Raw genomic sequence first — 25,310 nt, 5'->3', positions numbered from 1 at the left:
CTGCCCGGCCCTGCCTGCCCCGGCCCTCCGTGGCCTCGGCCGGCCGACGGCCTTCCGCCGGTCTGCCCTCGCGGCGCGCACCCAGCGATTCCAGGACGGTCACCCGTGCCCGCGTCTTCTGTCACCCCCTCCCCCGCCACCCCTCCCCCTGCCCCCACCCGCCCGGCAGCCGCCCCTCCGACGGCCGCCGAACTGCTGGACTTCGCCCGCCGCACCGCCGCCGACCAGGCCCTCGTCGAATCCCTGCCGCTCGATCCCGAGGGCCGTACCTGGGTGCGCCTGGACGGGCCCGGCGGCAGCGAGGCCTGGCTCATCGGCTGGCCGCCCGGCACCGGCACCGGCTGGCACGACCACGCCGAGTCGTTCGGCGCCTTCGCCACCGCCCGCGGCAGCCTCACCGAGCACTCGCTCGCCGTCCGTCTCCCGGCGGGCGGCTGGAAGACCCTGGAGCTGGCCGAGGGGCTCGACCGCTCCCGCCGGCTCGACGCGGGCACCGGCCGCGCCTTCGGCCGGGACCACCTCCACGAGGTGCTGAACCTCTCCCCCGACACCCACGCCGTGTCGGTGCACGCCTACTACCCGCCGCTCCCGCTGATCCGGCGCTTCAGCCGGACGGGCGCGGTGCTCCGCCTGGAGCAGGTCGAGCGCCCGGAGGACTGGCAGTGAGCGGGGAACGCGTCGGCATCGACGAGCTGCTGGAGCGGGTGCGGTCCGGCCTGGACCGGGTCGACGCCCGCACCGCGTACGAGGAGTACGAGGCGGGTGCGGCGCTCCTGGTCGACACCCGCTACGCGGCCCTGCGCGACCGGGACGGACTGGTCCCCGGCGCACTGGTCGTGGAGCGGAACGAGCTGGAGTGGCGGCTCGATCCGCTGGGCAGCCACCGGTCCCCCCGGGCGACCGGTCACGACCTGCGGGTGGTGGTCTTCTGCAACGAGGGCTACGCCTCCTCGCTGGCGGCGGAGTCCCTTCGTCGCCTGGGCCTGCACCGGGCGACGGACCTGATCGGCGGCTTCCAGGCGTGGAAGGCGGCAGGCCTCCCGGTCCTCCTCCCGGCCACGGCTCCGGCTCCGGCCCCGCCCGCGGCTGCTCCGGCTCCGGCCCCAGCCTCGGCTCCGGCTCCGCTTCCGGCCGCCCCTGGGGAGGTCTAGTAGCCCTCCTCCAGCCCGTCCGTGGACTCGCCCTCCTCCTCCAGTGCCTGGCGGACCACCCGCAGGGCCATGCCCTCCGGGTATCCCTTGCGGGCGAGCATGCCCGCAAGCCGTCTGAGCCGGCGGTCGCGGTCGAGACCGCGGGTGGAGCGGAGCTTGCGCGCCACCAGCTCCCGGGCCGTGGCCTCCTCCTGTTCGGAGTCCAGCTGCCCGACGGCCTCCTGAACGAGGCCGGGGTCGATCCCCTTGGTGCGCAGCTCGCGGGCGAGGGCCCGGCGGGCGAGGCCCCGGCCGTGGTGCCGGGACTCCACCCAGGCGCCCGCGAAGGCGGCGTCGTCGATGAGGCCGACGTCCTCGAAGCGGGCGAGGACCTCCTCGGCGACGTCGTCGGGGATCTCCCGCTTGCGCAGCGCATCGGCCAGCTGCTTGCGCGTGCGGGGGTTTCCGGTGAGCAGGCGCAGGCAGATCGCCCGCGCCCGCTCCGCCGGATCCTGGGGTGACAGCTCCTTCTCGGCCCTCGACGAGTCGGGGCTGTCACCCGGCCATTCGGTGCGACCGGTCACCGGTTCAGCTCTTGGCCGCGGTGGCCTTGGTCGCCTTGACGGCCTTGGCCGCCGTGGCCGGGGCGGCCTTGGCGTCGTCCGCGCCGGCCGTGTCCGCCGCACCCGCCGCGGCGGTGTCCGCGTCGGCCTTCGCGGCGTCGGGACGGACGCCGACGCCCAGCTTCTCCTTGATCTTCTTCTCGATCTCGTTGGCGAGGTCGGGGTTGTCCTTCAGGAAGTTGCGGGCGTTCTCCTTGCCCTGGCCGAGCTGGTCGCCCTCGTACGTGTACCAGGCGCCGGCCTTGCGGACGAAGCCGTGCTCCACGCCCATGTCGATCAGGCCGCCCTCGCGGCTGATGCCCTGGCCGTAGAGGATGTCGAACTCGGCCTGCTTGAACGGGGGCGCGACCTTGTTCTTGACGACCTTGACGCGGGTGCGGTTGCCGACCGCCTCCGTGCCGTCCTTGAGGGTCTCGATGCGGCGGATGTCGAGGCGCACCGAGGCGTAGAACTTCAGCGCGCGGCCACCGGTCGTGGTCTCCGGCGAGCCGAACATCACACCGATCTTCTCGCGGAGCTGGTTGATGAAGATCGCGGTGGTCTTGGACTGGTTGAGGGCGCTGGTGATCTTCCGGAGGGCCTGGCTCATCAGTCGGGCCTGGAGACCCACGTGGGAGTCGCCCATCTCGCCCTCGATCTCCGCGCGCGGGACGAGCGCCGCGACGGAGTCGATGACGATGAGGTCGAGGGCGCCGGAGCGGACCAGCATGTCGACGATCTCGAGGGCCTGCTCGCCGTTGTCCGGCTGGGACAGGATGAGGTTGTCGATGTCGACGCCGAGCTTCTTGGCGTACTCGGGGTCGAGGGCGTGCTCGGCGTCGACGAAGGCGACCTGTCCGCCGGCCTTCTGCGCGTTGGCCACGGCGTGCAGGGTCAGGGTCGTCTTACCGGAGGACTCCGGGCCGTAGATCTCCACGACACGGCCACGCGGCAGACCGCCGACGCCGAGGGCGACGTCGAGCGCGGTCGAGCCGGTGGAGATCACCTCGATCGGCTCCTGGGTGCGGTCGCCCATGCGCATCACGGCGCCCTTGCCGAATTGGCGTTCAATCTGTGCGAGCGCGGCGTCGAGCGCCTTCTCGCGGTCGGTTCCTGCCATGGGTTCCACCCGGTTTGCTTGAGTCGATCGCTTCATGTGAAAGACGCTAACCCCTGCCACTGACAATGGGCTCTCGCGTCTCTCCGACCTGTGGACAACTCGCCGAGATGCCCGCGATTCCAAGGGCCGGAACCTTCATAAGAATAGATGTTCGATTTTCGTGTCAAGCGCGCCACGCGCTCCCTGTGGACAACGTCCTAGTCGCCGTCCTCGTCCCATCCCGGGTCGAGTCCCAGCCCCGGCTCCCACCCCGCCTCCGCCTCCCGGTCGGCACGGTTGAGCGTCTCGCCGATCATGCGGGTGGCGAAGTCGACGTCGCCGGCGATCCGGTTGATGTGCTCGGCCAGCAGCAGCGCGGTGGCCTCCAGGGCGGTCATCTCCTCCTTGGTCCAGTCCCCGTACTGGCGGCGCCAGAGGCTGGGGCTCAGGCCGGTGCCGGCCGCGATCACCAGGCCGGCCATGGTGGGGATCGCCTCGGGCCTGACGCTCCGGGGCATCATGCGCAGCGTGGTCACCAGACTGGGGAGCACGTACTCGATGACGTCCCGCTCGTGCTCCTCGTGGACCCTGCGCAGCCACTTCATGAACATGAAGACGAGCGTGCAGGCGCCGTCCAGCAGGTCGTGGACGCCCCGCAGATCCAGGGACGCGGTGTACTGGTCGAGCAGCCGCTGCTGTTCGGGGTCGCTCCCGGTCCTGCCGTCGTGGACGGCCTTGAGCCGGGAGTCGATCACCATCAGCGCCCCGTCCACGTCTCCGGCGGGGGCGTAGCGGGGGTCGCAGGACGATGACACAGGCTTCCTCCTCGTAGGACCGCGTGGGCACGGTCAGTCCGTACGGTAGGAGGCTCATCGGACGGGTTCCCGCGGTTCGCCGGAAACGGCCTACAGACGACTGAACCGGACCCGGTGCGTTGACCCGTGGAGCACGTCCGGACGCGCTCCGGCGCGCTCGCCGGCGAAGCGCGCGCCGGTGGCCGGCGCCGGGGTCCGCCTGCCCCACCGGCCGGTGGCCGTACCCCCGGTCCCGCCTACCCCACCGGCAGGAGGTCCGGGCGCTTGGCGACCCGCCCGTCGCCGGAGGAACGGCCGCGCACGCGGCGCGCGATCCAGGGGCCGAGGAAGGCTCCGGCCCAGACGAGCTCGCCCGCGGCGGCGCGCAGTCCCGTGGGGACCGGCCGGGGCGGCAGCGGCCGGGTCCAGCCGTCGTCGCTCCCGGGCAGCGCGAGCGCGTCGGCGACCGCGGCCGCGATCCGCGCGTGCCCGAGCGGCGAGGCGTGCAGCCGGTCCGCGCTCCAGAGCCGGGCGTCGGTGACCACGTCGTGGTCGGCGGTCTCGGCGACGGTCACGCCGTGCCGCCGCGCGGCCTCCCGGATCCGGTCGTTGAGGGCGTGGACGCGGGGCGCGAGGGGGCGGGCCAGCGGGGTGATCCGGCCGACGTCGGGGAAGGTGAGGGTCGCCACCCGGGCGCCCTGAGCGGTCAGGGCCGCGAAGACGGCGTCCAGGTGGCCGGCCGTCTCGTCGGCGTCGAAGCCCGGCCGCAGGAGGTCGTTCACCCCGGCGACGACGGTGGCCAGGTCCGGCCGGAGCGCGAGGGCCGCGGGGAGCTGCTCCGCGCGCACCGCGCCGGCCAGGCGCCCGCGCACGGCGAGGTTGGCGTACCGGAGACCCGGCTCCGTGCGGGCGAGGTGCTCGGCGAGCCGGTCGGCCCAGCCGCGCAGCCCGGTGCGGTCGTCGCCGTCGCCGACACCCTCGGTCTGGCTGTCGCCGAGTGCCACGTACCGCCGGTATCCGTGCGCGTCCATCGATCGGCCGCCTTCCCCTGCCCCACTGGCCACCTATTCAACTTTTTTAGTATAGAGGGATCGGGCGGTCGGCGGCACCCGTCCCGCCTATCCTTCGACCCATGCGCCTCCCGCCCCGGACCGCCGACGCCCTGATCGCCGGCCTCGTCCTCCTCCTGGTGACGGTCTGGACGCTGATCTCCGGGTGGCAGGTGCACGAGTCCGCCCCGCGCGCCGCGCTCGGCTGGGTCCTCGTGGTCGTCGGCTGCGGCGCGCTCGCCCTCCGGCGGACCTGGCCGGTCGCCGTCGCCGTCGTCACCCTCCTCGCGTGCGTCGTCTACTACCCGCTCTCCGAGCAGGACGGGCCGCTCATGATCGCCTTCGCCCTCGCGCTGTACACCACGGCCGCCGAGGGCCGCTTCGCCGCCGCGGTCGCGCTCGCCGCGGCCACCCTGCTCGCCGTCGGCCTCGGCGAGGTCCGCCAGGAGCCGGGCCACCGCCAGATCGACGAGGCCGCGCTCGCCATGCTCGCCGGCTGGCTGATCAGCCTGGTCGCGGTGGGCCGCGCCCAGCGCACCCGGATCGCGTACCTCCACGAGGTGGAGCAGCGGGCCCTGGCGGCCGAGCGCGAGCAGGAGGCCCGCGCCCGGCAGAGCGCCACCGAGGAGCGGCTGCGCATCGCCCGCGAACTCCACGACGTCCTCGGCCACACCGTCTCCCTCATCAACGTGCAGTCCGGCGCCGCCCTGCACCGGCTGGCCAAGCACCCCGACACCGAGACCGCGCTCGCCACCGCCACCGAGGCCCTGACCGCGGTCCGCACCACCAGCAAGGACGCCCTGCGGGAGCTCCGCGCCACCCTCGGCGTGCTGCGCGGCGCCGACGAGGCGGCGCCGACCGCGCCGCCCGCCTCCGGCCTCGCGCTCCTCGGCGACCTGGCGACCCGGGCCCGCTCCGCCGGCCTCGACGTCCGCACCAGGGTCAACGGCACGCCCGTCCCGCTGCCGCCGCCCGTGGACCTCGCCGCGTACCGCATCGTGCAGGAGTCGCTCACCAACGTGACCCGCCACTCGGCCGCCTCGACCGTCACCGTCACCCTCGACTGGGAGGCGGCGACGGTACGGATCCGGATCGCGGACGACGGCGGGACCGCGCGGCCCGGCCCCGACGACCGGGCCGGGGCGGCCGGCGGCAGCGGCGTCCGGGGCATGACCGAACGGGCCCGCGCCCTCGGCGGCACGCTCACCGCCGGCCCGGCCGACGGCGGTTTCCTCGTCGACGCCCGGCTCCCCACGACCGTCACCCCGCAGGAAGGGAAGCAGCGATGATCCGCGTCGTGCTCGCCGACGACCAGACCCTCGTCCGGGCCGGCTTCCGGTCGATCCTCTCCGACGAGGAGGACATCGAGGTCGTCGGCGAGGCGGGGGACGGCGAGCAGGCCGTCGCCCTCGCCGACGGACTCCGCCCGGACGTCGTCCTCATGGACATCCGCATGCCGGTCCTCGACGGCCTGGAGGCCACCCGCCGCATCACCGCCGACCCCCGCCTCGACGGCGTGAAGGTCGTCATCCTCACCACCTTCGACGAGGACGAGCACGTGTACGGGGCGCTGCGCGCCGGCGCCTCCGGCTTCCTCGTCAAGGACACGGAGCCGATGGAACTGCTGCACGCGGTACGGGTCGTGGCGCGGGGCGACGCCCTCATCGCCCCGGCCGTGACCCGCAGGCTCATCGCCGAGTTCGCCGGCCGCGCAGACCCGGCGGGCCGCCGCCCCGACCCGGCGCCGCGCCTGGAGGCCCTCACCGACCGGGAGCGGGAGGTCCTGGGCCTGGTCGGAGCCGGCCTGTCCAACGACGAGATCGCCGGCCGGCTCGTCCTCTCCCCCGCGACGGCCAAGACCCACGTCAGCCGGATCATGACCAAGCTGGAGGTCCGGGACCGGGCCCAGCTCGTCGTCCTCGCCTACGAATCAGGGATGATCACCCCCGGCTGGCTGGCCTGACGCCCCGGCCGGGCCCGCCGCCTCGGGGCCTCCCCTAAGGGTCCCGGGCGGCCCCGATCAACTTTCGTGGTACGCCGGGCCCGCCGCGCACCACCGAAGGCGTACAGAACCGGCCGTCGATTGTCACCCCAGGTCAGATGTGGCGAGGGGGCCCGCCCGCGCATGCTGGCGGAGTGCATCAGGACGTACTCGATCTCGCGCGGCTCCAGTTCGGCCTCACCGCCGCGGGCCACTTCCTCTTCGTCGCCCTCACGCTGGGCCTCGGGACGATCGTGGCCGTCCTCCAGACCCGCGCCACCCTCACCCGGCGCCCGGAGGACGCCCGCCAGGTCCGCTTCTGGGGCCAGCTGTACGTGATCAACTACGCGGTCGGGATCGTCACCGGCCTCGTCATGGAGTTCCAGTTCGGCATGGCCTGGAGCGGCCTCACCCACGAGGCGGGCAACATACTCGGCGCGTCCCTGGCCGTGGAGACCCTCGTCGCGTTCTTCGTCGAGTCCACCTTCCTCGGCCTGTGGATCTTCGGCTGGCACCGGCTCGGCCGCTGGGCCCACCTGGCGACGATCTGGGTCGTGGTGCTGACCGCCTACCTCTCCGCGTACTGGATCCTCGTCTCCAACGGCTTCCTCAACCATCCGGTGGGGTACGGCTCCGAGGGCGGCGAGCTCGTCCTGACCGACCCGGCCGCCGTCCTCACCAACCCGGCCGCGCTCCTCCCGCTCGCCCACGTCCTGGCGGGAGCCCTGCTCACCGCGGGCTTCTTCATGGCCGGGGTGAGCGCCTACCACCTCTTCCGGCGGACGGCGGAGGCGGACTTCTTCCGGCGGAGCCTGCGGACCGGGGTCTACGTCGCGGCGCCGGCGCTGATGGCGGCGGCGGTCAGCGGCGGGCTCCAGTTCGCGTCCCTGGCCTCCTTCCAGCCGATGAAGGCGGCCGTCTTCCGGGGGCAGGCCGCCGAGATCGCCCGGGTGCAGGCCGAGCTGACGACCCGCTTCGGCCCCGGGGACCACATACCCTCCGAGGGGCTGACCCGGGGCGGCGGTCTGGTGATGCTGATCAGCTTCGGGCTGATGCTGTACCTCTGCTTCGCCGGGGTGATCCTCGCCGCCTTCCGGAAGGCCGTGCTGAGGTTCCGGCTGTGGCACCTGGTCCTCATGGCCTCCGTGCCGCTGCCGTACCTCGCCATGACCGGCGGCTGGGTCTTCCGTGAGGCGGGCCGCCAGCCCTGGGTGGTGTACGGCCTGCTCAGGACCGAGGACGCCGTCTCGGACCTCTCCCCCGGCACGATGCGGCTCTCCCTGACCGTGTTCGCCGCGCTCTTCCTGCTGCTCGCCGTCCTGAACTTCTGGCTGCTGGCCCGGCACGCCCGCCGCGGCCCGGTCGAGACCGGTCTCGGCCGGGACGAGCGCGTCCGGGAGGACTCCCCGCCCGTCCCCACCGCACCCCTGCCCCGCTACTGACCCCGTCGCCCCGACACCGACTCCCGCCTTCGGCACCGGCACCGCACGCCGGTCCGCACCGCCCGACCCGGCCCGAGGAGAACCGTGGAAACCCTGGCCGTCGCCCTGCTCGCCTTCTGCGCCACCGGCTGGTTCGTGCTCGCCGGCACCGACATCGGCAGCGGCATGCTGCTGCCCTGGCTCGGCCGCGGCGACTCCGAACGCAGACTCGTTGTTGCCTCCTTCGCCCCCTTCTTCCTGGGGAACGAGGTGTGGCTGGTCGCCACCGCCGGTGTCCTCGTCGGCTGCTTCCCCGCGCTGGAGGGCGAGCTGCTGAGCGGCCAGGCGCCGGTCCTGGTGGCGCTCCTGGCCGGCTGGATCGTGCGGGACGCGGGCCTGTGGTCGCGGGGCCGGGGCCCGGGGGCCCGCTGGCGCGCGGCCTGCGACGCCGCGGTGACGGCCGGCAGCTGGGCGGTCGCCCTCGCCTGGGGACTGCTGCTCGCGGCCCTCCTCACCGGCAGACCGTACGAGCCCGCCACCGGCCCCGTCGCCGTCGTGGCCGCGGCGGCGGTCGCCGCCCTGTTCGCGGCGCACGGCCTCGGCTTCGCCTCGCTGCGGCTCACCGGCGCCCCGTACCAGCGGGCCCGGCGGCTGGTCGGCCGGGCCGCCCGGCCCTGGCATCCGCTCGCGCTCACCGCCGTCCTGCTGGGCGGGCTGCCGCTGTGGGCGGGATCGGCCCTGCCACTGGCCGAACAGGCGGCGGCGCCCGGGACGCTGGCCCTGCTGGTCCCGGCCCTGGCCGTCGTCACCCCGCTGCTCGCGGCCGTCCAGGGATGGATCTGGTACGCCTTCCGGGGCCGCGTCACCGGCCCCTCGTACCTGTGACCCCGCCGCGGACGAGCGGCGGCGTCACCCGTCCTCCTCGGAGCTCCCCGTGCTCTCCTTCTTGGAGTGGAGGGCCTTCTGGAGCCGCGCCACGACCGCCTCGCCGTACCTGCGGTGGCCGTGCACCCGGGGGTCGTCCGTGACGTCGTACCGCTTCACGTACGCCCCGAGGAACGCCTGGAGGGTGGCCACGGCCGGGATGGCGATCAGCGCGCCGACGGCGCCGAGCAGGGCCGTGCCCGCGATCACCGAGCCGAAGGCCACCGCGGGGTGGATGTCGACCGTCTTGGAGGTGAGCTTCGGCTGGAGGATGTAGTTCTCGAACTGCTGGTAGACCACGACGAAGCCGAGCACCCACAGCGCGTACCAGGGGTTCACGGTGAAGGCGATCAGCATCGGCAGCGCACCGGCCAGGTAGGTGCCGATGGTGGGGATGAACTGGGAGACCAGACCGACCCAGACCGCGAGGGCCGGCGCGTAGGGCATGTCGAGGATCTCGAAGAGCACGAAGTGCGCGACGCCGGAGATCAGGGCCATCAGGCCGCGCGAGTAGAGGTAGCCGCCTGTCTTGTCGACCGCGATCTCCCAGGCGCGCAGCACCTCGGCCTGGCGGGCGGGCGGCAGGACGGAGCAGAGCGCGCGGCGCAGGCGGGGCCCGTCGGCGGCGAAGTAGAAGGCGAAGAGGAAGATCGTCAGCAGCCGGAAGAGCCCGCCGAGGACGGTCGCGGAGACGTCGAGGACACCGGTGGCGCTGTTCTGCACGTACTTCTGCAGCCAGTCCGACTTGAGCACGCTGTCCTGGACCTCGACCCGGGAGAGGTCGGTGCGGAAGGTCTGGTTGATCCAGTTGATCAGCGAGTCGAGGTACTTGGGGAAGTTCTCGACCATGTCGACGATCTGGCCGGCGAGCATCGAGCCGAGCAGCACGACGAAGCCGATGCCGACGACGAGGACGCCGAAGAAGACGAGGAAGGTGGCGAGCCCCCGGCGCATTCCGCGTGCCGCCATGCGGCCGACGGCCGGTTCGATGGCGAGCGCCAGGAAGAAGGCGAGGAGGATGTTGACGAGCAGGCCGACGAGCTGGTGGAAGGCCCAGTCGCCGAGGAGGAAGCAGGCGTAGAGGGCGAGCGCGAGGACCATCGCGCGCGGCAGCCAGCGGGGCATGTGCGCCCCGGAGGCCGAGGTGGTGGGGACGGCCTCGGCGGGCGGCTGCCCGCCGGAGGCGGCGACGGCGCCCGGCGACGCGTCGGCGTCGGGCGCCGCGGTCCGGGCGGCGGGCGCCGCCGGTGTCTGCTGGGTGGTCATCTCGGTTTCGTCAGTCGGGGCCACCCCGCCAGTCTCGCGCACCCGGCGGACATTCCGACCGGGCCCGGCGGATCGCCGGCGGCCGCCGCTCAGCGCTTCTCGGCGGGTACGTCCATGGCGGCGCAGACCACCCGCCACACGTCCTTCGCCTCCCAGCCGGCGTTCAGCGCCTCGTGGACGGTCCGGCCGCCCAGCTCGGACAGCACGTGGTCGCGGGCGAAGGAGTCCGCGTACCCGGAGCCGAAGTGGTCGGCCATCCGCTCCCAGAAAATCGTCAACCGCATGACCCCAGTATCCCGCTCCCAAGAGTGCAGCCAGCCCGCTGGGGCTTGCCACCACGCGGTTCCGCCCTACGGTCGGAGCATGGCCGAAAAACCCCTCTCCTCCCCGACCTCCCCTCCGGCGGCCCCCGGTTCGCCGCTGGCCCGCGCCGAGCGGTTCGTCTGGCTGACGGCCCGGGTGCTGGAACAGCGCCGTTTCGCCTACCACTTCCTGCGCGGCGGCGCGGATCCGGTGGAGGCGGCCCTGACCGCGTACCTCGACGAGGACGGCGGTTACGGCCACGGACTCGAACCGGATCTGCGGGGCCCGGTGAGCCAGCCGCTGCACACCGCCCACGCCCTGCGGGTCCTCGACTCGATCGGGCGCTGCGGCGGGCTGCGGGTGGAGCGGATCTGCCGCTATCTGACGGCGGTCTCCACGCACGAGGGAGCGCTGCCGGCGATCCATCCCTCGCAGCGCGGCTATCCGTCGGCGCCGTTCGTGCCCGTCGTGGACGACCCGCCCGGGGAGCTGCTCTCGACGGGCCCGGTGGTGGGCACTCTCCACCGCAACCAGGTCTGGCACGCCTGGCTGTTCCGGGCCACCGAGTTCTGCTGGGCGGCGGTGGAGTCGCTGGAGAAGTCCCATCCGTACGAGGTACAGGCGGCCGTCGCCTTCCTCGACTCGGCGCCGGACCGGCCGCGGGCCGAGGCGGCGGCCGACCGGCTCGGGCGGCTGGTGCGCGAGCAGCGGCTCGCGGTGCTGGACCCGGACCGGCCGGAGGACTTCCCGGTGGCCGACGGGTACGCGCCGGGCGAGCACCACTACCCGCACGACTACGCGCGCGTGCCGGACTCGCTCGCCCGGGGCTGGTTCACCGACGAGGAGCTGTCCCGCTCGCTGGACTTCCTCGCGGCGGAGCAGGCCGAGGACGGGGGCTGGCCGATCCGCTGGCGGGCCTGGGCGCCGGGCTCGGCCCTGGAGTGGCGGCCGATCGTCACCATCGAGGCGCTGCGCACCCTGCGCGCGTACGGGCGTCCACTGGACGGCTGACCCGGGCCACGCGCGCGTGGCCCGGGCCGCTCGTACGGGGGGGGCGGTTCAGCCGCCCAGGGCGCGTACCCCCGCGGTGACGGCCACGGCGGCGCCGACCACGACCAGGAAGGGCGCGCGCAGGACGAGCGCGAGCGCGGCGGCGCCGACGCCGGCGGCCCGGGCGTCCAGGGTGAGCATGGTGCCCGTGGCGAAGGTCTGCTGGGCGGTGAGCGCCGCGAGCAGGGCGACGGGGAGGAGCGCGGCGAGCCGCTGGACGAGCGGCCGCTCCAGGGTCTGGGCCGGCACGAGCAGGCCGGCCAGTTTGACCAGGTAGCAGCCGGCGACGGTGAGGCCGATGGCGATCCAGACCTGGGTGCTGTTCAGGGCGTTCATCGAGCGGCCTCCTCGTCCGGTTCCGGCTCCCGCTGTGCCCGGCGGCCCTGGAACCAGAGGACGGCCGGGGCGGCGAGCGCCGCGACGAGGACGGGGACACCGGCCGGCAGCACGGGCAGCAGTCCCAGGCCGAGGACGACGGCGATCCCGGCGGTGGCCCGCTCGGTCGCCGACCTCAGCATCGGGGCGAGCAGGGCGAGGAAGACGGCCGGCCCGGCGGCGTCGAGACCCCAGGCGGCGGTGTCGCCGATGGCCTCGGCGCCGAGCGCCCCGAGCAGGGTGGTGAGGTTCCACAGGGCGTACAGGGTGAGCCCGGTGACGGTGAAGCCGATCCGGGCGGACCTGCGGTCCGGCTGGGCCAGCGCGACGGCGGTGGTCTCGTCGATGACCCACTGGGCGGCGAACGGCTTCACGGACCTCGGCAGGGCGAGGAGCTGGGAAAGGCGCAGTCCGTAGAAGGCGTTGCGGGTGCCGAGGAAGAAGGCGCCCGCGGCGGCCGTGAACGGGTTCCCGCCGCCGGCGAGGGCGCCGACGAGGGCGAACTGCGAGGCGCCCGTGAAGACGAGCAGGCTGAGCACGCAGGTCTGGAGGAGGGTGAGCCCGGCCCCGGCCGAGGTCACGCCGAAGGCGAAGCCGGAGAGCCCGACGGCGACGCCGACGCCGAGCGCGTCCCTGACCACGGCGGCGTCGGGCTTCCGGCCGCCGGCGGCGGCCCCGGCCGTGCCGGCGGGAGGGTCGTCACGTAGGTCCCGCGTGGCGGGGTGTGCTGTCTGTTCTGCCACGCGCCCGACGTTACGGAGCGGCCGGCGGCGCGTCTTGTACGTTCTTGCGCGGCTCGTCCTCGCGCTTCACGTTCCCGCGCGGCCCGTTCTCGCGCGGTACGGGCCCGCGCCCCAGGCCGCGGGCCCGCTGGTAGGCGCCGGGCGGGACGCCGACGCTCCGGGTGAAGTGCCGGTTCAGATGGGGCTGGTCCGTGAAGCCGACGGCGACCGCGGCCTCGGCGGGTGCCGTGCCGGCGTCCAGCAGCCGCCGGGCCCGGCGCACCCGCGCGTCGGTGAGCCAGGTGTGCGGGGGCATGCCGTACGCGGCGCGGAACGCCCTCAGCAGGGCGAACGGGCTGGTGCCGAGGTCGGCGGCCAGCCGCTCCAGGGTGGGCGGCTCGGCCATCCGCTCCTCCAGCACGGCACGCGCCCGGGCCGCGTCCCGGGCCCCCGCGCTCCGCGGCGCCAGCGGGCGCAGCCGGCCGCCGTGACTGCGCAGCATCCGCGCCGTCACCAGCCGCAGCAGACTGTCGGCGGCCAGCGCGTTGCCCTCCTCCGCGGCCCGGTGCACGCCGATGACGAGCTGGGCGGCGTACGGGTCGTCGACGACGGGCTGGGTGAAGCCGACCGGGCCGCGGACGGCGATGACGTCGGCGGCGATGGACCGGATGAGCTCCGCGTCCGGGTAGAGGGTGCGGTAGGTCCAGCCCTCGGGGATGCCCGCGTGACCGGTGTGCGGGGTGTCCGGGTTCACCAGGGCTATCTGGCCCGGTCCGGCGTGGACGAGGTCGTTCTTGTAGTGGAAGGCCTCGACGCCCTCGGTGATCGCCGCGTAGACGAAGGTCTCGTGGGTGTGCCGGGAGAAGGTCTTCTCTATGTAGTGGGCGTGCAGCAGGTCCACTCCCGGCAGCTCGGCGTACTGCCAGTACCGTGCCCGCTCACCCCTCGCCATGCCTCCATTCTGCGTCCGCCCCGGCCCGTGCCACGACCGGGGCTCCCCCCACAAGGGTGAGGCCCGCCGCCGGACGGGCCGGGTTCTCCACAGGTCACGGCGGTTGTCGGTGGCGGGGTGCACGATGGGGGGCATGGCCACGTCGTCCGCGCTCGAAGACTTCTCCCCGGCCACCCGAGGGTGGTTCACCGGGGCGTTCACCGCGCCCACCGCCGCCCAGGAGGGCGCCTGGCGGGCCATCGGCGCGGGCTCCGACGTGCTCGTCGTGGCACCGACCGGCTCGGGCAAGACCCTGGCCGCCTTCCTCGCCTCACTGGACCGGCTGGCGTCCTCGCCCGTGCCCGCCGAGCCGAAGAAGCGCTGCCGCGTGCTCTACGTCTCCCCGCTGAAGGCGCTCGCGGTCGACGTGGAGCGGAACCTCCGCTCGCCCCTGACCGGCATCCGCCAGGAGTCCGTCCGTCTCGGGCTGCCGGAGCCGGAGGTGCGGGTCGGCATCCGCTCCGGCGACACCCCGGCCGCCGAGCGCCGCGCGCTCGCCACCAAGCCGCCGGACATCCTGATCACCACCCCCGAGTCCCTCTTCCTGATGCTGACCTCCGCCACCCGGGACGCCCTGGCCGGGGTGGAGACGGTCATCCTGGACGAGGTCCACGCGGTCGCGGGCACCAAGCGCGGCGCGCACCTCGCGCTCACCCTGGAGCGGCTCGACGAGCTGCTGCCCCGCCCCGCGCGCCGGATCGGCCTGTCGGCCACGGTCCGCCCGGTCGACGAGGTCGCCCGCTTCCTCTCCCCCGGCCGCCAGGTGGAGATCGTGCAGCCGCCGTCGGGCAAGGAGTTCGACCTCTCCGTCGTCGTGCCCGTGGAGGACATGGGCGAGCTGGGCGGCTCCCCCGCCTCCGAGGGCAAGGACGGCGGGGACAAGCCGTCGATCTGGCCGCACGTCGAGGAGCGGATCGCCGACCTCGTCCAGGCCCACCGCTCCACGATCGTCTTCGCCAACTCCCGGCGCCTCGCCGAGCGGCTCTGCAACCGGCTGAACGAGATCGCCTACGAGCGGGCGACCGGGGAGCCCGCCCCGGAAGGCGCCCCGCCAGCGGAGATCATGGCCCAGTCCGGCGCCGCGAAGGGCGCGCCGCCGCTGCTCGCCCGCGCCCACCACGGATCGGTCTCCAAGGAGCAGCGCGCCCAGGTCGAGGAGGACCTCAAGGCGGGGCGGCTGCCCGCCGTGGTCGCCACCTCCAGCCTGGAGCTCGGCATCGACATGGGCGCCGTCGACCTGGTGGTGCAGGTCGAGTCGCCGCCCTCCGTGGCCTCCGGCCTCCAGCGCGTCGGCCGCGCGGGGCACCAGGTCGGCGCGGTCTCCACGGGCGTGGTCTTCCCGAAGTACCGCGGCGACCTGGTGCAGGCCGCCGTGGTCACCGAGCGGATGCGGTCCGGCTCCATCGAGTCGCTGCGGATCCCCGCCAATCCGCTGGACGTGCTGGCGCAGCAGCTGGTCGCGATGGTCGCCCTGGACACCTGGCAGGTGGACGACCTGCTGACGGTGGTCCGCCGGGCCGCGCCCTTCGCCTCCCTGCCGGAATCGGCGTTCACGGGCGTGCTGGACATGCTCGCGGGCCGCTACCCCTCGGACGCCTTCGCCGAGCTGCGCCCGCGCGTGGTGTGGGACCGGGTCGCCGGCACGGTCACCGGCCGCCCCGGCGCGCAGCGGCTCGCGGTCACCTCCGGTGGCACGATCCCGGACCGGGGCCTGTTCGGCGTGTTCCTGGCCGGGGCCGACCCGAAGAAGGGCGGCGGCCGGGTCGGCGAGCTGGACGAGGAGATGGTGTACGAGTCGCGGGTCGGCGACGTCTTCACGCTCGGCACCACGTCCTGGCGGATCGAGGACATCACCCGCGACCGGGTCCTGGTCTCCCCGGCTCCGGGCGTGCCGGGGCGGCTGCCGTTCTGGAAGGGCGACCAGCTGGGCCGCCCGCTGGAGCTGGGCCGGGCGGTGGGCGCGTTCCTGCGCGAGCTGGGCGCGCTCGGCGAGGAGGACGCCCGGCTGCGGCTGATCGCGGCGGGCCTGGACGCCTGGGCGGCGGACAACGTCCTGGCGTATCTGAGGGAGCAGCGCGAGGCGTGCGGCCATGTGCCGGACGACCGCACGATCCTGGTGGAGCGGTTCCGGGACGAGCTGGGCGACTGGCGGGTCGTCGTCCACTCCCCGTTCGGGGCCCAGGTGCACGCGCCGTGGGCGCTGGCGCTGGGGGCCCGGCTCGCCGAGCGGTACGGCATGGACGCGCAGGTGATGCACGCCGACGACGGCATCGTGCTGCGGCTGCCGGACGCCGATCTGATGGGCCTCGACATGGGGCTCGACCTGCTGGACCACGAGCCGGTCGACCCCAGCCGCCACCAGGACACGGTGTACGACGCCGACCAGGCGCCGGTCGGCGCCGCGGACACGCTCTTCGACAAGGGCGAGGTCGCGCAGATCGTCACGGACCAGGTGGGCGGCTCCGCGCTGTTCGCCTCCCGGTTCCGCGAGTGCGCCGCCCGGGCCCTGCTGCTGCCGAAGCGGAACCCGGGGAAGCGGACCCCGCTCTGGCAGCAGCGGCAGCGGGCCGCGCAACTGCTTCAGGTGGCGAGCGAGTTCGGTTCGTTCCCGATCGTCCTGGAGGCCGTCCGCGAGTGCCTCCAGGACGTCTTCGACGTGCCCGGCCTGACCGAGCTGATGGGGGACATCGAGGCCCGCCGGGTCCGCCTCGTCGAGGTCACCACCCCCGAGCCCTCCCCCTTCGCCCGCTCGCTGCTCTTCGGCTACGTGGCGCAGTTCCTGTACGAGGGCGACTCCCCGCTCGCCGAGCGCAGGGCGGCCGCGCTGTCCCTGGACTCCCGGCTGCTCGCGGAGCTGCTCGGCCAGGCGGAGCTGCGGGAGCTGCTCGACCCGGAGGTGCTGACGGAGCTGGAGCGGGAGCTCCAGTGGCTCACCGAGGACCGGCGGATCAAGGACCGCGAGGGCGTCGCCGACCTGCTGCGGGTCCTCGGTCCGCTGACCGACGCGGAGCTGGCCGAGCGCGGCGCCGACGAGGGCTGGGTGCGGGAGCTGGCCCGGTCCCGCCGCGCCATCGCGGTGCGGATCGCGGGCACCGAGCACTGGGCGGCGATCGAGGACGCCGGACGGCTGCGGGACGCGCTCGGCACCGCGCTGCCGGTCGGCGTGCCGGAGGCGTTCACCGAGCCGGTCAAGGACCCGCTCGGCGATCTGCTCGCCCGGTACGCCCGCACCCACGGCCCCTTCACCTCCTCGCAGGCGGCGGCCCGCTTCGGTCTGGGCGCCGCCGTCACCGACGGCGCGCTCCAGCGGCTCGCCGCGGCCGGCCGGGTCGTCCAGGGCGAGTTCCACCCCTCGGGCATCGGCCAGGAGTGGTGCGACGCGGCCGTCCTGCGCCGGCTGCGCCGCCGCTCCCTGGCGGCCCTGCGGCACGAGCTGGAGCCGGTGCCGCCGGCCGCGCTGGCCACCTTCCTGCCCCAGTGGCAGCACCTCGGCGGCAGCAGTCTGCGCGGGATCGACGGCCTGGCCCGGGCGGTCGAGCAGCTCCAGGGCGCGCCGGTGCCGGCCTCGGCCCTGGAGAAGCTGGTCCTGCCGTCCCGGGTCCGGGACTACTCCCCGGCGATGCTGGACGAGCTGACCACCACCGGCGAGGTCGTCTGGGCCGGGGCCGGTTCGCTGCCCGGCAAGGACGGCTGGGTGTCGCTCTACCTGGCGGACGCGGCCCCGCTGCTGCTGCCCCCGCCGCACCCGCTGGAGCTCACGGCGCTCCACGAGTCGGTGCTGACGGCCCTGTCCGGCGGGTACGGGCTGTTCTTCCGGCAGATCGCCGACCAGGTCCGGATCACCACCCACCCGGACGCCACGGACCCGCAGCTCGCCGACGCCCTGTGGGACCTGGCCTGGTCGGGCCGGCTCACCAACGACACCCTGGCGCCCCTGCGCGCCCTCCTCGGCTCGGGCCGCACCGCGGGCTCGACCGCCCACCGGGCGCGGCGCACGGTGCCGCGCGGGCGGTTCGGGGCGCTGGGCGCCACCCGGCCGGCCACGCGTTCGGGCCCGCCCACGGTCTCGGGTCGCTGGGCGCTGCTGCCGCCCGCGGAGCCGGAGCCGACCCACCGGGCGCACGCGCTGGCCCGCACCCTGCTGGACCGGCACGGGGTGGTGACCCGCGGCGCCGTGGCCGCCGAGGGCGTCGAGGGCGGTTTCTCGGCCGTCTACCGGATCCTGTCGGCCTTCGAGGACAGCGGGCAGGCCCGGCGGGGCTATGTGGTGGAGGGGCTGGGCGCGGCCCAGTTCGCGATGGACGGGGCCGTGGACCGGCTGCGGGCGGCGGCGACCGCCCGGGACCGGGGCGCCGAGGGGGGCGCGGGCCCCCGCGCGGTGGTACTGGCCGCCGCCGATCCGGCGAACGCGTACGGGGCGGCGCTGCCGTGGCCGGAGCCGCCGACGGGCGCCGGGCACAAGCCGGGCCGCAAGGCGGGCGCCCTGGTGGTCCTGGTCGACGGCGAGCTGACGCTGTACGTGGAGCGCGGCGGCAAGTCGGTGCTGTCCTGGCCGGCGGAGCCGGACGACCCGGCCCTGACGGCCGCGGCCGGAGCGCTGGCCGAGGCCGCGCGGGCGGGCGCCCTGGGCACGGTCACGGTGGAGCGGATCAACGGCGCGACGGCCCTGACCTCCCCCCTGGCCCGCCCGCTGGAGACCGCCGGCTTCGTGGCCACCCCCCGCGGTCTCCGCCTGAGAGCCCGACAGCCCGACAGCCCGACGGCCTGACGGCCCGCCCCGGAGAACCGCACAGGAGACCTGTCCAGAAGAACCATCCAGGAACACTGTCCAGGAGAACCGCCCAGGAGGACTGCCGATGCCCGAGGGAGACACCGTCTGGCAGGTCGCCCACCGGCTGCACGAGGCGCTGGCCGGGCGGGTGCTGACCCGCGCGGACCTGCGCGTGCCCCGGTTCGCGACGGCCGACCTCACCGGCCGGGCGGTCCTGGACGTCACCCCGCGCGGCAAGCACCTGCTGACCCGGATCGACGGCGGGCTCACCCTCCACTCGCATCTGCGGATGGACGGGGCGTGGAAGGTGTACGCCACCGGGGAGCGCCCGCGCGGCGGCCCCGGGCACCAGATCCGCGCCGTTCTCGGAAACGAGCGGTACACCGCGTACGGCTACCGCCTCCCGGTCCTGGAGCTGATCCGTACCGCCGAGGAGTCGGGGGCGGTGGGGCATCTGGGCCCCGACCTCCTCGGCCCGGACTGGGACCCGGAGGAGGCGGTGCGCCGTCTCCTCGCCGATCCGTCCCGGTCGCTGGGCGAGGCCCTGCTCGACCAGCGCAACCTCGCCGGCATCGGGAACGTGTACAAGTCGGAGCTGGCGTTCCTGGCGGCCGTCAGCCCGTGGCTCCCGGTCGGCGAGCTGGCGCCCGACATCCCGCCCCGCCTGGTGGCGACCGCGCACCGCCTGCTGGAGGCGAACAAGGACCGTCCGGACCGGCGCACCACGACGACCCGCCGCCCCGGCACCCCGCTGCACGTCTACGGCCGCGAGGGCCGCCCCTGTCTGCGCTGCGGAGCCGCCGTCCGCAAGGCGGAGCTGGGCGACCGGGTCACGTACTGGTGCCCAGCCTGCCAGCCCGGCCCCGGAGACGCGTCCACGGATCCCCGGCCACGGAGTAATTGACGATCCGTCAGATCCGGTCGTACCGTCCCGTCATGAGCCTCTCGGCGTACGACCTCACCGGCCGCACCGCGTTCGTGACGGGCGCCGCGAGCGGCATCGGCCGCGCGAGCGCCGTCCTCCTCGCCCGCGCGGGCGCGACCCTCCACCTGGCGGACCGCGACGAGCCGGGCCTGAAGGAGACGGCCGCCCTGATCGCCCGGGAGGGCGGCACCGCTCACGTCCACCCCCTCGACGTGACCGACCGGTCCGCGCTCGCCGCCGCCGTGGCGGCGGCCGGCCCCCTCCACGTGATGGCGGCGGTCGCCGGGATCATGCACACCAGTCCCGTCCTGGAGACCCGCGCCGAGGACCTCGACCGCGTCTTCGCCGTGAACTTCAAGGGCGTGCTCCACGCCTGCCAGGAGGCGGCCCGTTCGATGATCGCCGCCGGCACCCGGGGGTCGATCGTCACCATGGCCTCGGGCGCGATGGACACCGCGAGCCCCGGCCTGCTCTGCTACAGCGTCACCAAGGCCGCCGTCGTCCAGCTCACCAAGACGCTCGCCGTCGAGGCGGGCCCGTACGGCATCCGGGTCAACGCGGTCGCTCCCGGCTGGGTGCGCACCCCCATGACGGACCGACACGAGCCGGCCGCCCAGGAGCAGGCCGAGGCCGCGATGGTCCGTCACTCCCCGCTGCGACGCGTCGGCGAGCCCGAGGACGTCGCCCACGCGGTCCTCCATCTCGCCTGCGACGCCTCCGCGTTCACGACGGGTCAGATCCTGCGGCCGAACGGCGGCGTCGCCATGCCCTGGTGAGCCGCGCGGGCCGGGACGAGGCGGCCACGTGCACCGGCAGCAGGCTCAGCCCCCAGCCGCCGGCCGCCACAGCCCCCTCGACCGCTCCGGACTCTCCCGGAACCAGCAGCAGGCGCAGCACCGCCCACCACCAGAGCCCCCCGACCACCAGCCCGACCGCGATCAGCGTGAGCGTCACCAGCGGAACCCGTCGCCGTACCATGGCCGCCTCCTGCGCTCGACGCTAGACCGGCAGGATCACCCGGCGGGAGGGCGCACCGGAGTCAGCCCCGGCGCGCACCCCGCGCACGATCCGGCGGACGCCTCCGCGCGCCGCGCTTCCCGCCACCCCGGCCGCCTAGGCGCTCTCCGCCTGGAACATCCAGCTGTGCTTCTCCAGGTCCGCGGTGAGACCGATGAGGATGTCCTGGCTGACGGGATCGGGGTCGGCGGTGGCCTCCACGCGTTCCCGCATCCGGGTGATGACCGCGTCCAGCGAGGCCACCAGGATCCGCACGGCCTCCGCGTCCTTGATCCAGCCGTCCGGCACCGTGCCGATCGCACTGGTGGAGGCCACCGTCGCCGCACGCCCGTCCGGGTTGACCCCGATCGCCGAGGCCCGCTCGGCCACCGTGTCGGAGTGCGTCCGGGCGGTGTCCACCACCTCGTCGAGCTGCAGATGGACGGAACGGAAGCGCGGTCCGACGACGTTCCAGTGCACCTGCTTGGCGACCAGCGCCAGGTCCAGGAGGTCGACCAGGGCGCCCTGGAGGGCGTTGCCGACCGTCTTGAGGTCGGCGTCGGACAGCGGGCTCTTCACGACAGACATACGGAACTCTCCAACCAGTCGTACGTATCCCCCACCATGGCACGCCTGTCCGGAAACCGACATCTCAAACAAAATGCCCACCATGACACATCGACACGACGAAGCCCCGACCGACACCCCGCGAGGGGGCGTCGACCGGGGCTTCGACCCGTTCGATATCAGGCGGCGACGACGTCCACGGCCTCCGCGGGCGCCTTGATGGTCACCCGCTCGGTGGGCACACCGGCCACCGACGTCACCGACACCGAATTGAGCATCGGACGGACCGGTGCCGGCACCGGTTCGCTCGACGCTGCCGACTCGGCCAGTTCGGCCAGCGACAGTTCGTCGCTCACTTCGCGCATGAGCTCGGACATCCGTACGTCCAGCGCGTCGCAAATGGCGGAGAGCAGCTCGGAGGAAGCCTCCTTCTGCCCCCGCTCCACCTCGGAGAGATAGCCGAGCGAGACTCGGGCGGACGAGGAGACTTCGCGCAGAGTACGGCCCTGGCGCTGGCGCTGCCGACGCAGCACGTCACCCAGCAGGCGACGGAGCAAGATCATCGGTCGCTCCCTCCTCGGACCGCGTAGCCGCATCCTTCACGCCCCACCGTACCGCCTCGCGCCGCGGCCGTGCGGGGAGCGATGTCGTGTTCTCTCTGGGCTGCAAACATCAATTCCCCCCGTTCTGTTCCGTATCCTGTGCCCGCGCATTTTCCGAGAGTTCCGCGTGGAGCAGTTCCAGCACGCTCCGCACGCTCTCTCTACGGATTTCCGCGCGGTCGCCGTTCAATCTCAACGACACCACTTTCCCGGCCGCCGCGCCTGTCGTGGCGGGCCCTGCGACCGCCACGTAGACGGTGCCGACCGGCTGCCCGTCCTGCGGATCGGGCCCCGCGACCCCGGTCGTCGCCATCCCCCAGTCGGCGCCCAGCCGGTCCCGTACACCCCGTGCCATCTGCACCGCGACCTCGGGATCCACCGCCCCGCGCGCGCTCAGCAGGCCGGCGTCCACCCCCAGCAGCTCGTGCTTGAGGGGGGTCGCGTAGGCGGTCACGGAGCCCCGGAAACTCCGGGAAGCCCCCGGCACCCCGGTCAGCTCGGCGGCCACCAGACCGCCGGTCAGCGACTCGGCGGCGGCCAGCGTGTGGCCCCGCTCCACGAGCAGGGCGAGCACCCGGGCCGCCTCGCTCATCGCGCCGACGTCTCCGCGCGGGCGGCGGCCCGCTCGGCCGCGAGTCCCCGGCGCCTCAGGACGACCGCCTGTCGCACATAATCCAGACCGGTGACGACGGTCAGCACGACCGCCACCGCCATCACCCAGAAGCGCAGCGTCGCCAGCGGGCCGGTGAGCACCAGCACGTACATGCCGACCGCCGTGCCCTGGGCGAGCGTCTTCATCTTGCCGCCGCGGCTGGCCGGGATGACCCCGTGCCGGATCACCCAGAAGCGCATCAGCGTGATCCCCAGCTCGCGCGCCAGGATCACCGCCGTCACCCACCAGAGCAGGTCGCCGAGGCCGGACAGGCAGATCAGCCCGGCCGCCATGATCGCCTTGTCGGCGATCGGGTCGGCGATCTTCCCGAAGTCGGTGACCAGGTTGTACGTGCGGGCCAGATGTCCGTCGAAGACGTCCGTGATCATGGCTACGGCGAACGCCGCCCACGCCCAGGCCCGCCAGACCGGGTCGTGCCCGCCGTCCTGGAGGAGCAGCACCACGAAGCCCGGCACGAGGACGAGCCGGATCATGGTGAGGATGTTGGCGATGTTCCACACGCTGACGGGGTTCACGGCCGCCGTGCCCAGCTTGCCGCGGGGCGCGGGCCTTCCGGTCCCGCCCGTCGCGGATGCCGGGACTCCGGTCATCTGCCCACCTCCTCGGCAACGGGGGTCTGGGGGTCGCCCCCCAGCACGTCGCAGTACTCCGCCACGAGGTCGACGCCCTCGGTGCCCACGACCTTCGCCCTGACCATAAGGCCCGGAGCCAGGTCCAGGCCCGCGCCACCACCGTCGGTGAGCAGGACCTGCCCGTCCGTCTCGGGGGCCTGGTGGGCGGCGCGGCCGATCCAGCCGTCCTCCTCGTCCTCGGACTCCACCAGCACCTCCAGCATCTCTCCGATGCGCTCCTCGGCGCGCTGCGCCGTGAGCTCCTCGGCGAGCCGGGAGAGGTGGGCGAGACGGGCGTCCACGACCTCCTGGTCGAGCTTGTCCGCGTAGGTGGCGGCCTCGGTGCCGTCCTCGTCGGAGTAGCCGAAGACGCCGATGGCGTCGAGCCGGGCGTGGGTGATGAAGCGTTCCAGCTCGGCGAAGTCGGCCTCGGTCTCGCCGGGGAAGCCCACGATGAAGTTGGAGCGGGCACCGGCCGTCGGGGCCTTGGAGCGGATGGTCTCCAGAAGCTCCAGGAAGCGGTCGGTGTCGCCGAAGCGGCGCATGGCGCGCAGCACGTCCGGGGCGCTGTGCTGGAACGACAGGTCGAAGTAGGGCGCGACCTTCTCGGTGGAGGTCAGCACGTCGATCAGGCCGGGGCGCATCTCGGCCGGCTGGAGGTAGCTGACCCGGACGCGCTCGATGCCGTCGACGGCGGCGAGCTCGGGCAGCAGGCCCTCCAGGAGGCGGATGTCGCCGAGGTCCTTGCCGTACGAGGTGTTGTTCTCGGAGACCAGCATGATCTCCTTGACGCCCTGCTCGGCGAGCCAGCGGGTCTCGTTGAGCACGTCCGAGGGGCGGCGCGAGACGAAGCTGCCGCGGAAGGACGGGATGGCGCAGAAGGAGCAGCGGCGGTCGCAGCCGGAGGCCAGCTTCACGGAGGCGACGGGGCTGCGGTCCAGGCGGCGGCGGAGCGGGGCGCGCGGGCCGGAGGCGGGCGCGAGGCCCTCCGGCAGGTCGCCGGGGACGTTCTGCGGCTCCTCGGCGGCCCCGTGGCCCGGGAGGGCGACCTCGGCGGCGGCCTGCTGGCGGTCGACCGGGGAGAGCGGGAGGAGCTTGCGCCGGTCACGCGGGGTGTGCGCCTCGACGCTACCGCCGCTGAGGATGGTCTGGAGGCGGTTGGAGATGTCGGCGTAGTCGTCGAAGCCGAGCACGCCGTCGGCCTCGGGGAGGGCCTCGGCCAGCTCCTTGCCGTAGCGCTCGGCCATGCAGCCGACGGCGACGACGGCCTGGGTGCGGCCGTGGTCCTTCAGATCATTGGCTTCGAGGAGGGCGTCGACGGAGTCCTTCTTGGCGGCTTCGACGAAGCCGCAGGTGTTGACGACGGCGACGTCCGCTTCCTCGGCGTTCTCGACGAGCTCCCAGCCGTCCGCTGCCAAGCGGCCTGCGAGCTCCTCCGAGTCCACCTCGTTACGGGCGCAGCCGAGAGTGACAAGGGCGACGGTACGGCGTTCGGGCATGGACTCAAGACTACTTCGTCCCGGACGTGACCCCGTCGCTCAGGGTTCACCTGCGCGACGGAGGTCACACCGGACGCACCGGTCAGCCGGCCTCGGGGTCGCCCTTGGTGTAGCTGAGCCGCTCCACCTGGCCGTCCTCGAACTTCTCGGAGACCTTCTTGCCGTTCACGTAGAGCTCGATCGCGCCGGCGTTGCCGAGGACGAGATCGACCTGCTCGTCGTCCTGGAAGGTCTTCGTGTCGCCCTCCTGGAGGAAGCCGTCGAAGAGCATCTTGCCGTCGGAGGCCTTGGCCGAGATCCAGCTCTTGCCGTCGGCGGTGAGCTTGACCGTGACCTTGTCGGCCGGGACGGCCGCGATGGCGCTCTCGGTCGGCTTCGGGGCGGGCTTGACCGGCTTGGGCTTGGCGGCCGAGGTCGCCTTCTCCGGGGCGGGCGCCGGACCGCCCTCGGCGGCCGTGGTCCCCTTCGGCTGCTCGGCGCCGTTGAACATGGTGAAGCCGACGAAGCCGACGACGGCGACGATCGCCGCGACCATGGCCGCGGTCCAGTTGGGCCGCCGGGGCTCGGGGCGGATACGTTCCGCCTCGAAGAGCGGGGCGGCGGGGGTGGGCGCGGGACGGCCGCCGTGGTCGGCGTCGTACCGCTCGATCAGCGGCGCCGGATCGAGCCCGACGGCACGCGCGAGCGTGCGGATGTGACCGCGCGCGTAGACGTCGCCGCCGCAGCGCGAGAAGTCGTCCTCCTCGATGCCGTGCACGATCGGGATCCGGACACGGGTGGAGGCGCTGACCTCTTCGACGCTGAGGCCGGCGGCGATGCGGGCCTGCTGAAGGGTGCGACCGATCGGTTCCCGGTCGTCTGACGGGAACGTCCGGTCGTCTTCGGGGGAGTTGCCGATGGACACGAGAGCGCCTTTCGAGCGTGTAGCCACCTGCTGGACGTTCAGTCTATGGGTGGTA

The 25,310-nt window shown here is 73.9% G+C and carries 25 protein-coding genes and 1 pseudogene; 10 read left to right on the top strand and 16 right to left on the bottom strand.

Translation table 11 applies throughout. The features are described from left to right. Positions 1-105: 105 nt before the first annotated feature. Positions 106-666, top strand: coding sequence for a cupin domain-containing protein (locus ABFY03_RS27530; protein WP_319008753.1), 561 nt, complete (start codon positions 106-108; stop codon positions 664-666). After that, positions 657-1,046 (top strand): annotated as a pseudogene (locus tag ABFY03_RS27525) (rhodanese-like domain-containing protein); the annotation flags it as partial. The gene ABFY03_RS27530 and the pseudogene ABFY03_RS27525, both read left to right, overlap by 10 nt. Positions 1,047-1,147: 101 nt before the next feature. On the opposite strand, the gene recX reads toward ABFY03_RS27525, so the two are convergent. From recX to ABFY03_RS27505, 4 genes are all read right to left on the bottom strand, one after another. Beyond that, entirely contained in the window at positions 1,148-1,714 is a 567-nt protein-coding gene (recX, locus tag ABFY03_RS27520) for a recombination regulator RecX (protein ID WP_319008752.1), read from the bottom strand. A gap of 4 nt (positions 1,715-1,718) precedes the next feature. Beyond that, complete coding sequence (recA, locus tag ABFY03_RS27515) at positions 1,719-2,852, bottom strand: recombinase RecA (RefSeq protein ID WP_319008751.1); 1,134 nt, start codon at positions 2,850-2,852, stop codon at positions 1,719-1,721. Between the two features lie 197 nt (positions 2,853-3,049). Then, entirely contained in the window at positions 3,050-3,646 is a 597-nt protein-coding gene (locus ABFY03_RS27510; protein WP_319008750.1) for a hypothetical protein, read from the bottom strand. A gap of 236 nt (positions 3,647-3,882) precedes the next feature. Next, complete coding sequence (locus ABFY03_RS27505) at positions 3,883-4,656, bottom strand: SGNH/GDSL hydrolase family protein (RefSeq protein ID WP_346171044.1); 774 nt, start codon at positions 4,654-4,656, stop codon at positions 3,883-3,885. A 101-nt stretch (positions 4,657-4,757) separates the two neighbouring features. Here ABFY03_RS27505 and ABFY03_RS27500 point away from each other — a divergent pair, with 101 nt between their 5' ends. From ABFY03_RS27500 to ABFY03_RS27485, 4 genes are all read left to right on the top strand, one after another. Next, complete coding sequence (locus ABFY03_RS27500) at positions 4,758-5,963, top strand: sensor histidine kinase (RefSeq protein ID WP_346171043.1); 1,206 nt, start codon at positions 4,758-4,760, stop codon at positions 5,961-5,963. Further along, entirely contained in the window at positions 5,960-6,637 is a 678-nt protein-coding gene (locus ABFY03_RS27495) for a response regulator transcription factor (RefSeq protein ID WP_346171042.1), read from the top strand. The genes ABFY03_RS27500 and ABFY03_RS27495 overlap by 4 nt, the downstream gene beginning before the upstream one ends. 173 nt (positions 6,638-6,810) lie before the next feature. After that, positions 6,811-8,097, top strand: coding sequence for a cytochrome ubiquinol oxidase subunit I (locus ABFY03_RS27490; RefSeq protein ID WP_319008746.1), 1,287 nt, complete (start codon positions 6,811-6,813; stop codon positions 8,095-8,097). A gap of 84 nt (positions 8,098-8,181) precedes the next feature. Beyond that, the gene (locus tag ABFY03_RS27485) at positions 8,182-8,961 is read left to right on the top strand and encodes a cytochrome d ubiquinol oxidase subunit II (RefSeq protein ID WP_319008745.1); all 780 of its coding nucleotides are present in this window, start codon (positions 8,182-8,184) and stop codon (positions 8,959-8,961) included. Between the two features lie 24 nt (positions 8,962-8,985). Here ABFY03_RS27485 and ABFY03_RS27480 read toward each other — a convergent pair whose 3' ends face one another. Next, a complete protein-coding gene (locus ABFY03_RS27480; protein ID WP_319008843.1) occupies positions 8,986-10,125 on the bottom strand; it encodes an AI-2E family transporter in 1,140 nt (379 codons plus the stop codon). 230 nt (positions 10,126-10,355) lie between these two features. Then, a complete protein-coding gene (locus ABFY03_RS27475; RefSeq protein ID WP_031015116.1) occupies positions 10,356-10,550 on the bottom strand; it encodes a DUF3046 domain-containing protein in 195 nt (64 codons plus the stop codon). Between the two features lie 79 nt (positions 10,551-10,629). Between ABFY03_RS27475 and ABFY03_RS27470 the strand changes: the two genes are divergently transcribed. Beyond that, positions 10,630-11,580 (top strand): hypothetical protein, encoded by a 951-nt coding sequence (locus ABFY03_RS27470; RefSeq protein ID WP_319008744.1) that lies wholly within the window; start codon positions 10,630-10,632, stop codon positions 11,578-11,580. A gap of 48 nt (positions 11,581-11,628) precedes the next feature. Here the strand turns inward: ABFY03_RS27470 and ABFY03_RS27465 are convergent, their stop codons facing one another. Genes ABFY03_RS27465 through ABFY03_RS27455 form a run of 3 tightly spaced genes read right to left on the bottom strand, consistent with a single transcriptional unit; the run spans position 11,629 to position 13,668 of the window. Beyond that, positions 11,629-11,955 (bottom strand): AzlD domain-containing protein, encoded by a 327-nt coding sequence (locus tag ABFY03_RS27465; protein WP_346171041.1) that lies wholly within the window; start codon positions 11,953-11,955, stop codon positions 11,629-11,631. Then, positions 11,952-12,737, bottom strand: coding sequence for an AzlC family ABC transporter permease (locus ABFY03_RS27460; RefSeq protein WP_386723581.1), 786 nt, complete (start codon positions 12,735-12,737; stop codon positions 11,952-11,954). The genes ABFY03_RS27465 and ABFY03_RS27460 overlap by 4 nt, the downstream gene beginning before the upstream one ends. 10 nt (positions 12,738-12,747) lie before the next feature. Next, positions 12,748-13,668, bottom strand: coding sequence for an AraC family transcriptional regulator (locus ABFY03_RS27455; RefSeq protein ID WP_346171040.1), 921 nt, complete (start codon positions 13,666-13,668; stop codon positions 12,748-12,750). A 124-nt stretch (positions 13,669-13,792) separates the two neighbouring features. Between ABFY03_RS27455 and ABFY03_RS27450 the strand changes: the two genes are divergently transcribed. The 3 genes from ABFY03_RS27450 to ABFY03_RS27440 all read left to right on the top strand — a co-directional run bounded on the left by ABFY03_RS27450 (position 13,793) and on the right by ABFY03_RS27440 (position 20,179). Beyond that, the gene (locus tag ABFY03_RS27450) at positions 13,793-18,475 is read left to right on the top strand and encodes an Lhr family ATP-dependent helicase (RefSeq protein WP_428838195.1); all 4,683 of its coding nucleotides are present in this window, start codon (positions 13,793-13,795) and stop codon (positions 18,473-18,475) included. An 88-nt stretch (positions 18,476-18,563) separates the two neighbouring features. Next, entirely contained in the window at positions 18,564-19,382 is an 819-nt protein-coding gene (locus ABFY03_RS27445) for an Fpg/Nei family DNA glycosylase (protein WP_319008740.1), read from the top strand. 32 nt (positions 19,383-19,414) lie between these two features. Beyond that, complete coding sequence (locus tag ABFY03_RS27440; RefSeq protein ID WP_346171038.1) at positions 19,415-20,179, top strand: SDR family NAD(P)-dependent oxidoreductase; 765 nt, start codon at positions 19,415-19,417, stop codon at positions 20,177-20,179. Here the strand turns inward: ABFY03_RS27440 and ABFY03_RS27435 are convergent. From ABFY03_RS27435 to ABFY03_RS27405, 7 genes are all read right to left on the bottom strand, one after another. Then, entirely contained in the window at positions 20,127-20,381 is a 255-nt protein-coding gene (locus ABFY03_RS27435) for a hypothetical protein (RefSeq protein WP_078868431.1), read from the bottom strand. The two genes, ABFY03_RS27440 and ABFY03_RS27435, sit on opposite strands and share 53 nt — an antisense overlap. Positions 20,382-20,516: 135 nt before the next feature. Continuing rightward, positions 20,517-20,987 (bottom strand): Dps family protein, encoded by a 471-nt coding sequence (locus ABFY03_RS27430; protein WP_319008738.1) that lies wholly within the window; start codon positions 20,985-20,987, stop codon positions 20,517-20,519. A 158-nt stretch (positions 20,988-21,145) separates the two neighbouring features. Then, entirely contained in the window at positions 21,146-21,529 is a 384-nt protein-coding gene (locus ABFY03_RS27425) for a helix-turn-helix domain-containing protein (RefSeq protein WP_030495036.1), read from the bottom strand. A gap of 109 nt (positions 21,530-21,638) precedes the next feature. Continuing rightward, entirely contained in the window at positions 21,639-22,160 is a 522-nt protein-coding gene (locus ABFY03_RS27420; RefSeq protein WP_319008737.1) for a CinA family protein, read from the bottom strand. Beyond that, positions 22,157-22,831 (bottom strand): CDP-diacylglycerol--glycerol-3-phosphate 3-phosphatidyltransferase, encoded by a 675-nt coding sequence (gene pgsA, locus ABFY03_RS27415; RefSeq protein WP_346171037.1) that lies wholly within the window; start codon positions 22,829-22,831, stop codon positions 22,157-22,159. Before pgsA ends, ABFY03_RS27420 begins: the two co-directional genes overlap by 4 nt. After that, a complete protein-coding gene (gene rimO, locus ABFY03_RS27410) occupies positions 22,828-24,351 on the bottom strand; it encodes a 30S ribosomal protein S12 methylthiotransferase RimO (RefSeq protein ID WP_346171036.1) in 1,524 nt (507 codons plus the stop codon). The genes pgsA and rimO overlap by 4 nt, the downstream gene beginning before the upstream one ends. An 82-nt stretch (positions 24,352-24,433) precedes the next feature. Continuing rightward, entirely contained in the window at positions 24,434-25,255 is an 822-nt protein-coding gene (locus ABFY03_RS27405; RefSeq protein ID WP_319008735.1) for a helix-turn-helix domain-containing protein, read from the bottom strand. Positions 25,256-25,310 lie beyond the last annotated feature (55 nt).

The organism is Streptomyces roseofulvus, from assembly GCF_039534915.1.
GTDB classification, from domain to species: Bacteria; Actinomycetota; Actinomycetes; order Streptomycetales; family Streptomycetaceae; genus Streptomyces; species Streptomyces roseofulvus.
This window is presented reverse-complemented; position numbering and strand designations above follow the sequence as displayed.

Bases quoted from the DNA above. Each gene is read 5' to 3' on its own strand.
- ABFY03_RS27445 (WP_319008740.1), top strand. From the start codon at position 18,564: ATGCCCGAGGGAGACACCGTCTGGCAGGTCGCCCACCGGCTGCACGAG.
- pgsA (WP_346171037.1), bottom strand. From the start codon at position 22,831: ATGACCGGAGTCCCGGCATCCGCGACGGGCGGGACCGGAAGGCCCGCG.
- recA (WP_319008751.1), bottom strand. From the start codon at position 2,852: ATGGCAGGAACCGACCGCGAGAAGGCGCTCGACGCCGCGCTCGCACAG.
- ABFY03_RS27480 (WP_319008843.1), bottom strand. From the start codon at position 10,125: ATGCCCCGCTGGCTGCCGCGCGCGATGGTCCTCGCGCTCGCCCTCTAC.
- ABFY03_RS27475 (WP_031015116.1), bottom strand. From the start codon at position 10,550: ATGCGGTTGACGATTTTCTGGGAGCGGATGGCCGACCACTTCGGCTCC.
- ABFY03_RS27425 (WP_030495036.1), bottom strand. From the start codon at position 21,529: ATGATCTTGCTCCGTCGCCTGCTGGGTGACGTGCTGCGTCGGCAGCGC.
- ABFY03_RS27420 (WP_319008737.1), bottom strand. From the start codon at position 22,160: ATGAGCGAGGCGGCCCGGGTGCTCGCCCTGCTCGTGGAGCGGGGCCAC.
- ABFY03_RS27505 (WP_346171044.1), bottom strand. From the start codon at position 4,656: ATGGACGCGCACGGATACCGGCGGTACGTGGCACTCGGCGACAGCCAG.
- ABFY03_RS27495 (WP_346171042.1), top strand. From the start codon at position 5,960: ATGATCCGCGTCGTGCTCGCCGACGACCAGACCCTCGTCCGGGCCGGC.
- ABFY03_RS27435 (WP_078868431.1), bottom strand. From the start codon at position 20,381: ATGGTACGGCGACGGGTTCCGCTGGTGACGCTCACGCTGATCGCGGTC.
- ABFY03_RS27470 (WP_319008744.1), top strand. From the start codon at position 10,630: ATGGCCGAAAAACCCCTCTCCTCCCCGACCTCCCCTCCGGCGGCCCCC.
- ABFY03_RS27450 (WP_428838195.1), top strand. From the start codon at position 13,793: ATGGGGGGCATGGCCACGTCGTCCGCGCTCGAAGACTTCTCCCCGGCC.
- ABFY03_RS27430 (WP_319008738.1), bottom strand. From the start codon at position 20,987: ATGTCTGTCGTGAAGAGCCCGCTGTCCGACGCCGACCTCAAGACGGTC.
- ABFY03_RS27440 (WP_346171038.1), top strand. From the start codon at position 19,415: ATGAGCCTCTCGGCGTACGACCTCACCGGCCGCACCGCGTTCGTGACG.
- rimO (WP_346171036.1), bottom strand. From the start codon at position 24,351: ATGCCCGAACGCCGTACCGTCGCCCTTGTCACTCTCGGCTGCGCCCGT.
- ABFY03_RS27465 (WP_346171041.1), bottom strand. From the start codon at position 11,955: ATGAACGCCCTGAACAGCACCCAGGTCTGGATCGCCATCGGCCTCACC.
- ABFY03_RS27500 (WP_346171043.1), top strand. From the start codon at position 4,758: ATGCGCCTCCCGCCCCGGACCGCCGACGCCCTGATCGCCGGCCTCGTC.
- ABFY03_RS27455 (WP_346171040.1), bottom strand. From the start codon at position 13,668: ATGGCGAGGGGTGAGCGGGCACGGTACTGGCAGTACGCCGAGCTGCCG.